Raw genomic sequence first — 15,630 nt, forward strand, 5'->3', positions numbered from 1 at the left:
GCAGCGTCAACCGCTGGTTATTGCATAGCCTCTAAATAAACAATTAAAAAAGGGACAAATGAAATCTTCATTTGTCCCTTTTTCTATTCAAGAACTGGTTAAGGCTTAATGCTTATACCTTGAACTGATTGACCAACTTCTGTTGTTGTTGAGACAGTTGGTCAATTTCATTGCCGACTTGCTCAGAAGCCGCGGCTTGCTCCAAGATCTTCGCACTCAAATCGCGAATATTAACCACGCTTTGATTTACTTCACCGGAAACCGATTGTTGCTCTTCGGCTGCTCGAACGATCTGACTGTTCATATCACTGATCGCCTCAATAGAAGTAAAGATCGACCCCAGATCTTCAACTGCTTTCTGAACGTGTAGTGCTGTATCGTTAGCTAGGATATTGCCTTCTTGTATTGCTTCAACGACATCTTGAGTTCCAGCATGAACCTTGTCGATCACCGCTCTGATCTCACCAACCGATGACTGGGTGCGACTTGCGAGGTTTCTTACCTCATCCGCAACAACAGCAAAACCTCGACCTTGTTCGCCAGCACGAGCCGCTTCAATCGCCGCGTTCAATGCCAGTAAGTTAGTTTGCTCAGAGATCCCTTCAATCACACTTAAGATCTCGGTGATGTTTCCGTTATTTTTTGCCAATTCTTCAACAATAGGAACAGCACTCGACATACGCTCAACCAGCTTTCTCATTTCACCGGCTGAAAGTTCGATGACTTGTTGCCCTTGTTGAGCAGAACGATTCGCTTCACAAGCAGCATCAACGGCCACTTCTGCGTTTTGTACCACTAAGCCCGCAGTTTGAGTCATCTCTTCTGCCGCTGTCGCCACAAGATCCACTTCTTTAAATTGAGATTCACTGCTTTCTCGAGTGCTTGATGCCGATGCTTTAGCCTGGCTTGTCGTGCTCGCCACTTGCTCAGTGGTGTGAATCACTTCTTTGATCGTGTGTTGTAGCTTGTCTAAGAATAAGTTGAACCCTTTGGATAGCTGACCAATTTCGTCTTGAGATTTCACTTCCAAACGTTGGGTCAAATCACCTTCACCAGAAGCAATATCATTAAGTCGCTCAACCACTTGTCGAATAGGCTTCACAATTGAAAGGGAAGCAAATGCGATAATGGCTAAGCCAAAGATAATAAACACTGTACCGGCGATCACTTCTGTTTTGATGCCTTCACTTAGCTTAGTGCTAATGATGGAATCCAATTTATTTGCGTCAGCGACGACACTGTCTCTTGGGATCTCAAACAACACCCCCCAAGTTTGGTTAGCTGCAACAACAGGTGCAAAGGCAAGTAACCACTCACCGTTCTCGCTCCATTGCGTTGTCACTTCACCACCAAAGATAAAGTCGGTCATTAAATCACTGTTTGTATTGCCACTTTGGAAAGTTGAACCGACTGCAATGCTTGAATCATCAGAAGCGATGACCGAACCATCTAGACTAACCACGTAAGCTTTACCCGCACCGTTAAACAAGCTCTGGTCAGATTGAGTAATCACACTGGTTAAACCATCAAGTCTTAGATCAATACCAAGAAAACCAATAGCAACGTCGTCAACCAAAATAGGGACTGAAATAGAGGACGTAAGTAGTGCTACACCACCGCTGTTCAGGACTCTCGGCGTACTAATACACGTTTGCCCTGAAGACAAAGGACAGTAAAAACGTTCGCTATTGCTGTCATCATTCAAGATAGATTCTGAAAGAACGTTCGCTAGAACATTTTCACCGTTATCTGCCACCTTCCAGTAAGGAGCAAAACGACCTTTTTCGTTAGAACCAACATAATCAGCATCGACATAATTCGCATCTTCACTATCGAGCAAGTCAGGCTTGAAAACTAGATACGCTCCTTGAATAGAGTCGAAGTTTAAAACCGAGCGACGAACCATTTCATCCAAGGCGGTACGAAGCTCTTCACTTGGTGTAAAGTTTTCGTCTGCATTGTTTTTTAGAAACTGAGCACTGGCCGCAAGCATCTCTGCGCGGTAAATAGCTTCGTCTACATAACGTTGAGTTTCTTGAGCGTTTAGCTGAGAAACAGACGCCAGCAACTGCTGAGTTTTATTGATAACTGATTCTGAACTTTGAGATTTGATGACTTGTTGATTGCTCGTCGCGTTGTAGATCGAGAAACCAATAAGAGACAGTGACGTAATGATTAAACAACAACCTGCTAAGAGGGTTATTTTCCACTGTACCGATAGAGAGCGCATTTAATATCCTTATTTAAGCCAAAAGACTTCCATAACCATAACTATCACATCGACAACGAATTGCTGTACACAATGTAAATGAGTTAGACGAATAGCTTAGCGGATAATTACAGCACAAATTGCTTACATATAAAACGAAAGTTTATACAAATGTTAATAGAGCGTGTTTTCTTCCTTTTTTCTGTGATTTCAAATGATGTACTCATATAATCATTAGCTGTGTTGCTTAGGTTTTAGCGCTTTGGACATAGCCAGAACATCGATATTTAAAGGAAGCCCACTCCACCCTCTCCCTCTTTAAAATGCAGTAACTTCGGATTAGTTTTTGTAATCCAAGTTATAGATTTTTATCTTGCTCAACTTCACACTTTTTGATTGCTAAGCCCGCAATCAAGATCTAATATCTCGCGCCTAGATTCCCTGAACACTTTATTCATTTGGCTCTCCTTTAATGGAGCGCTAAGGCTTTTTACGTCTTAATTTTTGGAGAGATACGCAAATGTCCGCCTCGTTTCCATTAGCGAAACTTACCTTTTTAATCGCTATTCTGACTGCCGTAGGTCAAATGACTCAAACGATGTACGTGCCTTCTATCGGTCATATGGCAGGTGAGTTCTTAGTTTCGGCATCTTCACTGCAGGCAGTGATGGCGTGTTACTTGATCCCTTATGGTCTGTCGCAATTTGTTTACGGCCCACTTTCAGATCGCCTAGGTCGTAAACCGATCATCGTGATTGGTTTGATCATCTACATCATCGGTACTTTGGTAGCATTGTTCGCTCACGAATATGAATGGTTCTTAGCGGGCAGCTTTATCCAAGGTTTGGGCATCGGTTGTGGTGGTGCGATGTCTCGTACATTGACTCGCGACTGTTTTGAAGGCGCAGAGCTGCACCGTGCAAACAGCTTGATTAGCATGTGTGTGATTTTCTCACCATTGATGGCTCCTGTACTGGGTGGTTACCTAACAGAAGTTTTCGGCTGGCGTTCTAGCTACTTATTCCTTGCGCTGTTTGGTATTGCTGTTGTGATCACTATGATGACGAGCATGATGGAAACACTGCCGAAAGAACGACGCAAGCATGAATCGGTTGCCAACAGCTACAAGTTCGTTCTGTCTGATAAACGTTTCCAAGGTTTCTTATTGGTATTAGTCGCAACCTTTGCTGGTGTAGCCGTATTTGAAGCAGCGGCAGGTGTGTTGCTTGGTGGCGTACTTGGCTTACCGGCAACCACAGTAAGCTTGCTGTTTGTCTTGCCTATTCCAGGTTACTTAGTCGGTGCAGGCTTATCTAGTTACATCGCACAACGTCGCTCTGAGCGCCGTGCATTGAATGTTGGTCTGGTTGCGATATTGGTAGGCTCAACAGTGGTATTGATACCGGGTCTGTTTGGTCAAACAACAGCATTAACTTTGATTGGCGGTGCCACAATTTACTTCTTGGGCGCTGGCATATTATTCCCAGCAGCAACAACAGGGGCACTTTCGCCATTCCCGTACCACGCTGGTACTGGAGGTGCGATTTTAGGTGGTATGCAAAACCTAGGTGCTGGCATCGCAACACTATTGGCATCGTTCTTCCCAGCTCAAGACCAACTGCCACTCGGTTGCCTGATGATTGCTATGTCATTCATCGCTATGCTTGGTTTACGTTGGGTTAATCGTAAACCTGACCACTCAAACGAAATGCCATTGGCTATTTAACGTAAAACTCGAATCTTGCTAAACAAAGGAAAGGGACATACTGAAAAGTGTGTCCCTTTTTGTTGCACATTTATTCCTTCCACTCTCACGTATCAGTAATTTCATTTAACATTGCTTTGATTTTTTAAAAACAATAACAGACACTTACGATGAAGGTGCATATCCAGAATCCAATTATAAATAATATCACTGGAAGAACACCAACGTACCTGAACTCTCACAACAAAGGATGCTGGCATTAAAACGAGTAAGGTACACACTAAGGATATACAGATGCGTATCGCTTTAACCACATTAGCCGTATCAATAGCGCTTGTCGCCGGATGCAGCAATCAAGGAATCTCAACCATGAACCACTACTCTCAATCACAGCTCGTCGCTCAGCAAACCCAAGCACCCGTTGCTAAGAAAGTCCCTCACGCAATGACGATTCATGGTGACACCCGAATCGATGATTACTACTGGATGCGCAACGATGCACGCCAAGATCCAGAGATTTTGCAACAACTTGAGCAAGAGAATCAGTACGCAGATACAGTGTTGAAACATACAGAAGCAGCACAAAAACAATTATTTGAAGAGATCAAAGGCCGAATCGCAAAAGACGACAATTCGGTACCGGTTCGCAAAGGCAGTTACTACTACTCGAATAAGGTCACAGGTGACAACGAATACCCAGTTCACCTGCGTGAAAAAAACTTTTTAGGCACAGACAAGCAAGTCATCTTAGATGTTAACGAGCTAGCAAAAGAACATGAATTCTTCAGTATTGGTGGCTTAACGATCAGCCCAGACGAAAACTTGTTGGCCTATGGCGAAGATACGCTAAGCCGCCGCATTTACACCATCAAGATCAAAGACCTCACAACAGGTGAATACCTAAAAGATGAAATTGAAGGCGCTTCGAGTGCAATCGCATGGCAAAACGACAACCAAGCCTTCTACTACATCAAAAAAGATCCACAAACATTGCTGGGTTATCAAGTTTACCGCCACGTATTAGGCACAGATCAAGCAAGCGATGAGTTAATCTACGAAGAGACCGATAGCGCTTACTACACCTCTTTGAGCAAAAGCAAAGATGGTGAACAGGTCTACATTTGGCACTCGAGCACAGAAACCAGCGGTGTTTCAGTCATCGATGCCAACAACCCAAAGGCTACAGCTGAGGCTTTCTACCCAAAAGAGACCGGCATAGAGTACAGCATCGCTAAGCTAGGTGATTGGTATTACATCTACACCAACTACCAAGCGGTCAACTTCCGTTTAATGAAAGTCACCGCCGAAGAGATGCATGATCGCTCAAAATGGGTCGATGTCATCCCAGCAGACGATAATACTCAGCTTGTAGATTTCGAGTTGTTTGATGACCATCTTGTTTACGAACAACGCGCGGATGGCTTGTCTACAGTGAAAGTTCGCCAACTCTCAACAGGCAACGAGTTCCCACTTGAATTTAACGACACCGCATTTGCCGCTTACCTAACGCGTAACTATGAATTAGATAACGCAAAAGTTCGTATCTATTACAGCAGCTTAACCACGCCAGGTACTTACTATGATTTCGACCTAAGTACAGGTGAATCCGAACTCATGAAGCAAACACCCGTATTAGGTGGTTTCGAAGCGGATAACTACCAATCAGAGCGAATCATGATTACGGCTCGCGATGGTAAGCAAGTTCCTGTCTCTTTGGTTTATCGTAAAGACTTATTTAAGAAAGACGGCACTAACCCAATCTACCAATACGGCTATGGGTCTTACGGCTCTACGATTGAACCTACCTTCAGCTCAACTCGCCTAAGCCTACTGGATAGAGGTTTTGTTTATGCCATCGCACATGTCCGCGGTTCAGAAATGCTTGGTCGCCCTTGGTATGAAGATGGCAAAAAACTGACCAAACAAAACACGTTCAACGACTTTATTGATGTAACCAAAGAGCTTGTTGAAGAAGGCTACGGCGCGAAAGATAAAGTGTTCGCCGTTGGGGGGTCTGCTGGCGGTCTATTGATGGGAGCAATCATCAACCAAGCACCAGAACTGTACCGTGGTATTGGTGCACATGTTCCGTTTGTAGACATTGTGACAACCATGCTCGATGAATCGATCCCTCTAACCACCAATGAGTATGACGAATGGGGTAACCCGAACGATAAAGCCTACTACGATTACATGCTGGGGTACTCACCGTACGACAACATTAAGGTACAAAACTACCCGAACATGTTGGTAACGACAGGCCTGCATGACTCACAGGTGCAGTACTTTGAGCCAATGAAATGGGTTGCGAAGCTGCGTGAAATGAAAACAGACAACAACGTATTGCTGTTCAAAACCGATATGGAAGCCGGTCACGGTGGCGCTTCTGGCCGATTTAAACGATTAAAAGAAGACGCACTTGAATACGCGTTCTTTTTGGATTTACTTAAGACTCAATAGATTCTACGTAACTGTAAGTATTCACATCATTTAATGTCGCCATTTTGTCTCTACAAAGTGGCGACAGAAATTATTAAGCATGGTTAAATACGATGAACCATGAAATCCACCAAATCAAAAACCTTTAAAAACAAGCAGTGACAAAGGTTTACGAGAGGTATAAAAACAAATGAAAGTAATTAGCTTCAACATCAACGGTCTTAGAGCCCGCCTTCACCAACTGCAAGCTATTATCGACAAACACCAACCCGACGTGATTGGTCTGCAAGAGATAAAAGTGCACGATGAAGCCTTCCCAATTGCTGATGTTGAAGCAATGGGCTATAAGGTTTACTTCCACGGTCAAAAAGCCCACTACGGTGTGGCAATGTTGTGTAAGCAAGAGCCTATTTCTGTGCAGAAGGGTTTCCCAACAGATAATGAAGACCATCAAAAACGCATGATCATGGCGACGTTTGAAGATGAAAATGGTGAAAAGGTTACCGTGCTAAATGGCTACTTCCCTCAAGGGGATAACATCAAGCATGAAACAAAATACCCGTACAAACGCCAGTTCTACAAAGACTTGATGACTTACCTAAATGACTACCACAACAAAGACGAACAAGTCATTGTGATGGGCGACATTAATATCAGCCCTATCGACGCAGACATCGGCATCGGTGAACCTAATGCGAAACGTTGGTTGAAAACAGGTAAGTGCTCTTTCCAACCAGAAGAGCGAGAATGGTTGAAAACACTGATGGATTGGGGTTTTGTGGATAGCTTCCGCTTACTGCACCCTGAAGTAAACGACCAATACTCGTGGTTTGACTACCGCTCAAAAGGCTTCGTAGACAACCGCGGCCTGCGTATTGATGTAGTCCTAGCGACTCAAAAGCTTGCCGATAAGTGTACTGAAGCTGGCATCGATTACGAGCTACGCGGCATTGAAAAACCGTCAGATCACGCTCCGATTTGGTCAACGTTTAAGTAATCAACAGCAACAGAATCTGCTCATAAAAAACGGCGCTATAGAAGCGCCGTTTTGTTAATTATGATGTGTAATTAGCTAAGTGGTCTTAAGTAAGCTAAGAAACGTTTCTCTGCGAATTTGAAAATCGCAATGATGATAAACGTCAACCCCATGTAAAACAGACCTGCTGTTAGGAAAGATTCAAACGGAGCATAGTAGCGAGAGTTAACCAAACGAGCTGCACCCGTTAGATCCATAATCGTCACAATACCTGCAACGGCTGAGCCGTGAAGCATAAAGATAACTTCGTTACTGTAAGCCGGTAATGCACGACGTAATGCACTTGGCAGAATGATACGTCGGTATGTCTTAGGTGTGCTCATGCCATACGCTTTTGCTGCTTCAACTTCACCTTTTGGTAAGCCGTTAATCGCACCGCGAATGATTTCAGCTGTGTATGCCGATGTGTTAAGGATGAATGCCACCAAAGCACAAAACCATGCATTTTCCCATAGTGTATCTTTTACAGGGAAGAACTGATCCATTCCGTAGTAAATCAGGTACAACTGCACCAATAATGGCGTACCACGGAAGAAATAGATGAATGACCAAGCCGGAGCATTAATCAGCATATTTGGACTGTTACGAGCGATAGCTAGTGGTATGGCGACGAATAAGCCAATGATCAAAGCAACGCAAACCATCCAAGCCGTTGTCCATAAACCACCAAGGTAAATCGGCAGGCTTTCAATTATCAATGAAAAGTCCATAACTACCTCGCGTGGATACTGAATTTACGTTCAACCAGCTTAAGTAAGCCCGTTGAAACACTGGTGAAGAATAAGAAGATAATCGCCACAGTCATGTAGAAAGTGAATGGCATTTTGGTTGAACCCGCCGCCAGTGCACTAACACGTACCATGTCTTCTAGGCCAATAATCGAAACCAGCGCAGTGGTTTTAAGTAATACCAGCCAGTTATTCCCAAAACCCGGTAATGCGTGACGAATCATCTGCGGTAGCAGTATGCGGTGAAACGCCTTTACAGGGCTCATACCATAAGCTTTTGCCGCTTCCATTTCACCGCTGTCGACAGCCATGATGGCACCACGGAACGTTTCTGCCATATAGGCACCGAAAATAAAGCCTATGGTTAAGACACCAGCAACAAATGGGCTGACATCAATATAATCAGGTAGGTAAGAGGTCCATTCGTGGTTAGGATCACTGGATGCAAACCACTCGTTGAGCCACTCGTTGATGGAATACAAACTGTTGTTTAAAAGGATTTGTCCACCAAAGAAAATCAGCATCATCAATACGAGATCGGGAATACCTCGAATGACGGTTGTGTAGAGGGTTGCAATAGCACGAGCCCAGCGATAAGGCGCGAGTTTTGCTAAGGCACCTAGCATACCAAGAACCATAGCTAAAATTAGCGACAGCAAGGCAACTTCGATTGTGAGCACCGCCCCTTTCAGGATCGACGCTTCATATCCTTGTAAATCAAACATAATGGATTCCAACAGAACTGCGAAAAAGTTGGTAAGACAGGGAGAGGAGAACCTCTCCCTTAAGAATTGACGCTAAAGATTACTGACCGTATACGTCGTAGTTGAAGTATTTAGCCGCGATATCTTGGTAGATGCCTTTTTCACGTAGTGAAAGGATTGCCGCATCTAATTGCTTAGTCAGATCTTTGTCTTGCTTACGTAGAGCAATACCAAAACCTTCGCCGAACCACTTAGGATCAGTTAGTGATGGACCAACGAACTCGTAGTCTTCACCACCAGCTTTGTTTAGCACGCCTTCTTCTAGAGCAGATGCATCACCTAGTACAGCAGCAACACGACCGTTTGCTAGATCAAGGTAAGCTTCGTCGAATGAACCGTAACGAACGATCTCTACTGTATCGCCGTAGTTGTCTGTTAGGTATTTATCGTGAGTTGTTGCACGTTGAACGGCAATCTTTTGACCGCTTAGATCATCAAAGTTAAGGCCTGCACCTTTCTTAGCGATGAACTTGTTTGGGATAAGTGCGTATTTACCTGTGAAGTCGATTTTTTTCTTACGTTCTTCCGTGATAGACATTGCCGCAATGATCGCATCATATTTACGAGCAAGTAGAGAAGGAATGATACCATCCCAGTCTTGTGCAACGATCTTACACTGCACCTGCATTTCAGTACAAAGTGCGTTAGCCATATCGACATCGAAGCCTTTCAGTGAACCATCAGCTTCTGTCCAGCTAAATGGAGGGTAAGCACCTTCAATACCAAAGCGTACTGTTTTCCATTCTTTTGCTTGAGCTACGCCCGTTGCAGCAGTTGCAGCAAGTGCCGCGACTAATAACCACTTTTTCATATCCCTACTCCTGTGATTTAGGTTTTTATGTTTTGCTAGTTTTAATATTGTGTTTGTTGTTGCTTATTAACTTACTTGTTGTGTTTTATTGTTCACACCGTCGCTGTTTACCTTGGCAACGGCGTTTCAATTCTGATTAGTAAATCGATGAGATAAATTGTTGTAAACGTTCAGATTCAGGTTCCGTAAACAGTTTAGCTGGATCGCCCTGTTCTTCCACTAGACCTTGGTGCAGGAACATCACATGGTTTGATACGTCACGAGCAAAAGCCATTTCATGTGTTACCACAAGCATGGTTCTTCCTTCTTCTGCTAGATCTCGCATTACACCAAGTACTTCCCCTACTAACTCAGGGTCAAGTGCTGATGTTGGCTCATCAAACAGCATCACTTCCGGATCAACCGCTAACGCTCGAGCAATTGCCGCTCGTTGTTGTTGTCCACCGGATAAATGACCTGGGTAGTAATCTTTGCGCTCATACAAGCCTACTTTTTTAAGTAGTAGCTCTGCATTTTCAATCGCTTGTGCTTTAGGTACACCTAAGACGTGAACAGGCGCTTCGATAACGTTTTCGAGAACGGTCAGGTGAGACCAAAGATTGAAGCCTTGAAAAACCATCGCTAAGCGAGAACGGATTCGCTGTACTTGTTTTTCATTAGCAGGAACAGATACGCCTTGGCGGTTGTTTTTCATTTGAATTAATTCGCCATTAACCCAAATCTCGCCTGCAGTTGGTGTCTCTAAAAGGTTGATACATCTAAGGAAAGTACTTTTACCCGACCCTGAAGATCCGATAATCGATACAACATCGCCTTTGTGCGCAGAAAGTGAAATTCCCTTTAAAACTTCATTTTGACCAAACGTTTTGTGTAGATCCTTTATGTCCAGCGCTGGTACATCTTTCATGCGCTTTCTCTCCCAAGTTTGTGAAAATGCAAGGTACTCCGACCTTTTCATGCGATACAAACTAGCACCACACGAAACAACATGCAACAAATTATTAACCTAATAAATTGGAATAAATAGCGATTCACTCTGACTTATTATGCAAAAGGTAGCGTTTTCGCCTCAATTTAATGAATGAGTTCTATCAATAAGCTGTAATTACACCCTTTACATTGTTTAAATAAAGTTAACCAAAATGAGATTCACGTAGCTTGATGTCTCACAAGAAAAACAAGTTTTGTGAACTTAGATACGCCGAGATCTGCAAAATATAATCTGCACGCTCAACACTACATACACACCGTAAGGCACAATTATTTTAAGGTTATTACATTGTAAGCATTTCACTCGGAACAGTTGGGAAGCAAGTAATAGTGAAATAACTCAGTAAGAATTGAGTATTGAACTCAATCCATGACGACAAAGGCTCGAAGAAGATAGGTAAACGTCAATTTGTGAAAACTAATTACACGATTCATCAATGGGAAGTTAATGAATCGCTGCGTTTTGTAGCTTTCTTTCACATATACTCATAAAGTGATCAAGATCAATCACCCTAAAGGGTAAGCTTGTTAGACTCCTCAGCAAAGAATAAGGCATTAAAAATGCCAAACATTTCTTTTAACTTAGCTGCATAAAGCACATCAAAACCGTGCAACATGATGTTAATGAGTTATAACTAAGAAATAACGCAATTACGCAATTACGCGAACTTATAGAATTCAATTTTAGAATTACTAACATAAAATATGAGGAATCTATGTCAGACGTTGTGAACAATGCGAACTCTGAAGTAGAAGAGAAAAGCTATAAAGAGCTACACCGCCCTGCTTCTGAATTTGAGAACCGCTCAGATTATCTAGATCACGAACTTCAAATCATGAAGCCTCGCCGCTTTGGCCTAAACCTTCCTGGCCGTGACTTCCGCTTTGAACTAGAAGACCTTGTTCCTGCACTGGCTGGTACCATTGGTATCATCGCGATGTACTCTGCAGTAATGATGTCTTGGGCTGAAGGCCTAACTCAAGCTTGGGATCACGTAAACCTTGGTAAAGACTTTGCGATTGAAGTCGCTCGTGTAGAAATGCTTATCCCTGCACTGCTGTTCTGTATCCTTGCTTCTGGTTTCTTTAACCCTAAAGCTAACCTTGCCGGTAACCACGGCCCAATGATTCCTCTTATTGGTACCATCGCTCTTGCTGGTGCTCACCCTCTTGCATTGGCAATCCTTATCGGTGTCTTCGGTCTTATCCTAAGCTTCCTAAAAGGTGGGTCTAAACTTGTTAACCTTACCTCTGAAGGTACGGCGGGTGGCTTGCTCATCTTCTTGGGTCTAACCGGTACAATGAGCCAAATCAACTCAATTCAAGCTTGGGCTGTTGGTCTTCAGTCTGACACTGTCGCTGCTGGTAGCATGGGTTACATCGGTTTGATTGTTCTAGCCGTTACCATCGGTCTATATGCATTCCTTGCTAAAGTGAACAAGCGTTGGTTAGCAATCCCTGTTTGTGCTTTCACTGGTCTAGCTATTGCTCTAGTACTTGGTGCTGGTTTCGATATCAAATTCGTAACTGAAACAGGCATTCCAAACCTAAACCCAATCTACTGGTGGGGTTCTACTGAAGAAGGTTGGATGCTTGGTTTACCAAACGTTGAGCACTTCATCGCTTCTCTACCATTTGCAATCCTAGCAGTAGCAATGTGGTCACCTGACTTCCTAGGTCACCGTATCTTCCAAGAACTGAACTACCCTAAAAAGTCTGAAAAAGTACTGATGGACGTAGACGACACAATGACTATGTGTTCAGTTCGTCAAATGGTAGGTACAGCAGTTGGTGGTGGTAACATCACTTCATCTTGGGGTACTTACATGATCCCAGCAGCAATCGCGAAACGTCCAATCCCTGGCGGCGCAATCTTGCTTGGCTCTCTATGTATTATTGTTGCGATTCTTGGCTTCCCAATGGACGTAGCAGTATGGCCACCAGTGATGCGTGTTGCGCTACTTGTAGGTGTATCTCTACCTCTACTTGAAGCGGGTATGCAGATGGTTAAAGATTCAAAAGACTCTCAAGCAGCTGGTATCTGTATCTTCGGTTCAGCGGTTGTTAACCCAGTATTAGCATGGGCACTGACTATGCTTCTAGATAATAACGGTCTAATTGGTGATAAAGAGCGTGCGAAGCGTCTATCATTTGTAGATAAGATTGTTATCCCAGTTGGCGTTTTAGTTATCTGTCTAGTAGCAATGCTTGCAGTTGGTATGCTAGAAAGTCAATATGGCCTAAAAGCTTGGCTATAATGGTCCTTACTACACAAAAGTAGTATTAGGATTAAAAAAAAGTTTGGGTGGCAACCCCTGCCACTCAAATTTTTTCAACTTTTTTTGGCATTTATTGATTTAGTTTAAGGTTTACAGAAATTTTTTAGCGTAGTCTTGAATTCATAGAGTAAAGACAACATATAAAAGGTAGTGACAATATATATAACCATATGACGCTTATATGCTCATATATATTGTTATTAATAAGAGTGTACTACCCTTACGAGGGGCGCTGGCTCAACAGTGTTAATGTACGTATTTTTTCTACTAAAAAGGTAGGTATGTCATGGCAGAGCAATTTGCTAAAGCTTGGGAAGATTTTGCTGCAGGTGAGTGGCAAAGCGAAGTAAACGTTCGTGATTTCATTCAAAAGAACTACACGCCGTATGAAGGCGACGAGTCTTTCCTAGTTTCTGAGGGTACTGAAGCAACTAACAAGCTTTGGTCTTCGGTAATGGAAGGTATCAAACAGGAAAACGCAACTAAAGCACCTGTAGATTTCGATACTTCTGTTATCTCTACCATTACTGCTCACGATGCAGGTTACATTGAGAAAGATCTTGAGACTATCGTTGGTCTACAAACTGAGAAGCCACTAAAACGTGCAATCATCCCTAACGGTGGTGTGCGTATGGTTGAAGGTTCTTGTAAAGCATACGGTGAAACTCTTGACCCAATGGTTTCAAAAATCTACTCAGAATACCGCAAAACACACAATGCTGGCGTTTTCGATATCTACACTCCTGATATCCTAAAATGTCGTAAGTCTGGTGTTCTGACTGGTCTTCCTGATGCTTACGGCCGTGGTCGTATCATTGGTGACTACCGTCGTGTTGCACTTTACGGTATTGATTTCCTAATGAAAGACAAGCAAGCTCAATTTGCTTCTCTTCAAGAGCAATTCGAAAACGGTGAAAACCTAGCAGAAACAATGCAACTGCGTGAAGAGATCTCTGAGCAACATCGTGCTCTAGGTCAAATCAAGCAAATGGCTGAGAAATACGGTTTCGATATCTCTGAGCCAGCTCAAACAGCTCAAGAAGCTATCCAGTGGACTTACTTCGGCTACCTAGCTGCTGTTAAATCTCAAAACGGTGCTGCAATGTCTCTAGGTCGTACTTCGACTTTCCTAGACATCTACATCGAGCGTGATATCGCTGCTGGCAAGATCACTGAAGAACAAGCACAAGAAATGATCGACCACTTCGTAATGAAACTGCGTATGGTTCGTTTCCTACGTACTCCTGAGTACGATGAGCTGTTCTCTGGCGACCCAATCTGGGCAACAGAGTCTATGGGTGGTATGGGTATCGACGGTCGTACGCTAGTAACGCGTTCGAACTTCCGTTTCCTAAACTCTCTATACACTATGGGTCCTTCTCCAGAGCCAAACATCACTGTTCTTTGGTCTGAGCAACTACCTGACGGCTTCAAGCGTTTCTGTGCGAAGGTATCTATCGATACTTCTTCTATCCAGTACGAAAATGATGACCTAATGCGTCCTGACCTAGAGTCTGATGATTACGCTATCGCTTGTTGTGTATCTCCAATGATCGTTGGTAAGCAAATGCAGTTCTTCGGTGCTCGTGCTAACCTTGCGAAAACAATGCTTTACGCAATCAACGGCGGTGTGGACGAGAAACTTAAGATGCAAGTTGGTCCTGTTTCAGACAAGATCACTGACGAAGTTCTTAACTACGATGACGTAATGGGTCGCCTAGACACATTCATGGACTGGTTAGCTAAGCAATACGTGACTGCACTAAACAGCATTCACTACATGCACGACAAGTACAGCTACGAAGCGTCTCTAATGGCTCTTCATGACCGTGATGTTCGTCGTACTATGGCTTGTGGTATCGCTGGTCTATCTGTTGCAGCTGACTCACTGTCTGCAATTAAGTTTGCTAAAGTGAAGCCAATCCGTGACGAAGACGGTATCGCAACTGACTTCGAAATCGAAGGCGATTACCCTAAATACGGTAACAACGACTCTCGTGTAGATGATATTGCTTGTGAACTAGTTTCTACGTTCATGAACAAGATCCGTAAGCTTAAGACTTACCGTAACTCTATCCCTACACAGTCAGTTCTTACTATCACGTCTAACGTTGTATACGGTAAGAAAACTGGTAACACTCCAGACGGTCGTCGTGCTGGCGCTCCTTTCGCTCCTGGTGCAAACCCAATGCACGGTCGTGATGAGAAAGGTGCTGTAGCATCACTAACGTCTGTAGGTAAACTACCATTTGCTGACGCACAAGATGGTATCTCTTACACGTTCTCTATCGTGCCAAACGCACTAGGTAAAGAACAAGACAGCCAACGTGCTAACCTTGCAGGCCTAATGGATGGTTACTTCCACCACGAAGCTGGCATTGAAGGTGGTCAACACCTTAACGTTAACGTTCTTAACCGCGAAACTCTTGAAGACGCAGTTAAGCACCCTGAGAAATACCCTCAGCTAACAATCCGTGTATCTGGTTACGCTGTTCGCTTTAACTCTCTAACTGCAGAGCAACAAGCTGACGTAATCGCACGTACATTTACTGAGTCTCTATAAGCTCACGCTCAATAGACAGTAAATAATATTAGCCTCGCCAATGTGCGGGGCTTTTTTATATCTGAAATAAATCGCACTACACTCACCTATCCCGCGAAATGTTAGG

10 protein-coding genes are annotated in these 15,630 nt (G+C 43.5%); 5 read left to right on the forward strand and 5 right to left on the reverse strand.

All coding sequences use genetic code 11. The annotated features are described in order from the left end of the window. Positions 1-112: 112 nt before the first annotated feature. Positions 113-2,230, reverse strand: a complete 2,118-nt coding sequence (locus AB6E54_RS07570) for a methyl-accepting chemotaxis protein (protein ID WP_102332496.1) — start codon at positions 2,228-2,230, stop codon at positions 113-115. A 499-nt stretch (positions 2,231-2,729) separates the two neighbouring features. Between AB6E54_RS07570 and emrD the strand changes: the two genes are divergently transcribed. The 3 genes from emrD (at position 2,730) to xthA (ending at position 7,350) form a co-directional block, all read left to right on the forward strand. Next, positions 2,730-3,935, forward strand: coding sequence for a multidrug efflux MFS transporter EmrD (emrD, locus tag AB6E54_RS07575; protein ID WP_017065927.1), 1,206 nt, complete (start codon positions 2,730-2,732; stop codon positions 3,933-3,935). 348 nt (positions 3,936-4,283) lie between these two features. Further along, positions 4,284-6,374 (forward strand): S9 family peptidase, encoded by a 2,091-nt coding sequence (locus AB6E54_RS07580; RefSeq protein ID WP_372107098.1) that lies wholly within the window; start codon positions 4,284-4,286, stop codon positions 6,372-6,374. A gap of 169 nt (positions 6,375-6,543) precedes the next feature. Further along, a complete protein-coding gene (gene xthA, locus AB6E54_RS07585) occupies positions 6,544-7,350 on the forward strand; it encodes an exodeoxyribonuclease III (RefSeq protein WP_010437369.1) in 807 nt (268 codons plus the stop codon). 71 nt (positions 7,351-7,421) lie between these two features. Here xthA and AB6E54_RS07590 read toward each other — a convergent pair whose 3' ends face one another. The 4 genes from AB6E54_RS07590 to AB6E54_RS07605 all read right to left on the reverse strand — a co-directional run bounded on the left by AB6E54_RS07590 (position 7,422) and on the right by AB6E54_RS07605 (position 10,599). After that, positions 7,422-8,099 (reverse strand): ABC transporter permease, encoded by a 678-nt coding sequence (locus AB6E54_RS07590; RefSeq protein ID WP_017063494.1) that lies wholly within the window; start codon positions 8,097-8,099, stop codon positions 7,422-7,424. 2 nt (positions 8,100-8,101) lie between these two features. Further along, positions 8,102-8,842 carry an ABC transporter permease gene (locus tag AB6E54_RS07595; RefSeq protein ID WP_017063493.1) on the reverse strand — a complete coding sequence of 247 codons (741 nt, stop codon included), beginning with the start codon at positions 8,840-8,842 and terminating at the stop codon, positions 8,102-8,104. A gap of 79 nt (positions 8,843-8,921) precedes the next feature. Beyond that, complete coding sequence (locus AB6E54_RS07600; protein ID WP_010437364.1) at positions 8,922-9,692, reverse strand: ABC transporter substrate-binding protein; 771 nt, start codon at positions 9,690-9,692, stop codon at positions 8,922-8,924. Positions 9,693-9,828: 136 nt separating this feature from the next. Continuing rightward, positions 9,829-10,599: an ABC transporter ATP-binding protein gene (locus tag AB6E54_RS07605; RefSeq protein WP_004736532.1), complete on the reverse strand. Its 771-nt coding sequence runs from the start codon at positions 10,597-10,599 to the stop codon at positions 9,829-9,831. A gap of 799 nt (positions 10,600-11,398) precedes the next feature. On the opposite strand from AB6E54_RS07605, the gene AB6E54_RS07610 reads away from it, so the two are divergent. Then, on the forward strand, positions 11,399-12,940 hold the full coding sequence (locus AB6E54_RS07610; protein WP_008220142.1) for a DUF3360 family protein: 1,542 nt from the start codon (positions 11,399-11,401) through the stop codon (positions 12,938-12,940). 307 nt (positions 12,941-13,247) lie between these two features. After that, a complete protein-coding gene (pflB, locus tag AB6E54_RS07615) occupies positions 13,248-15,524 on the forward strand; it encodes a formate C-acetyltransferase (protein WP_017063492.1) in 2,277 nt (758 codons plus the stop codon). Positions 15,525-15,630 lie beyond the last annotated feature (106 nt).

Source organism: Vibrio sp. 10N.247.311.49 (assembly GCF_041467655.1).
In the GTDB taxonomy this organism is placed as follows: domain Bacteria; phylum Pseudomonadota; class Gammaproteobacteria; order Enterobacterales; family Vibrionaceae; genus Vibrio; species Vibrio crassostreae_C.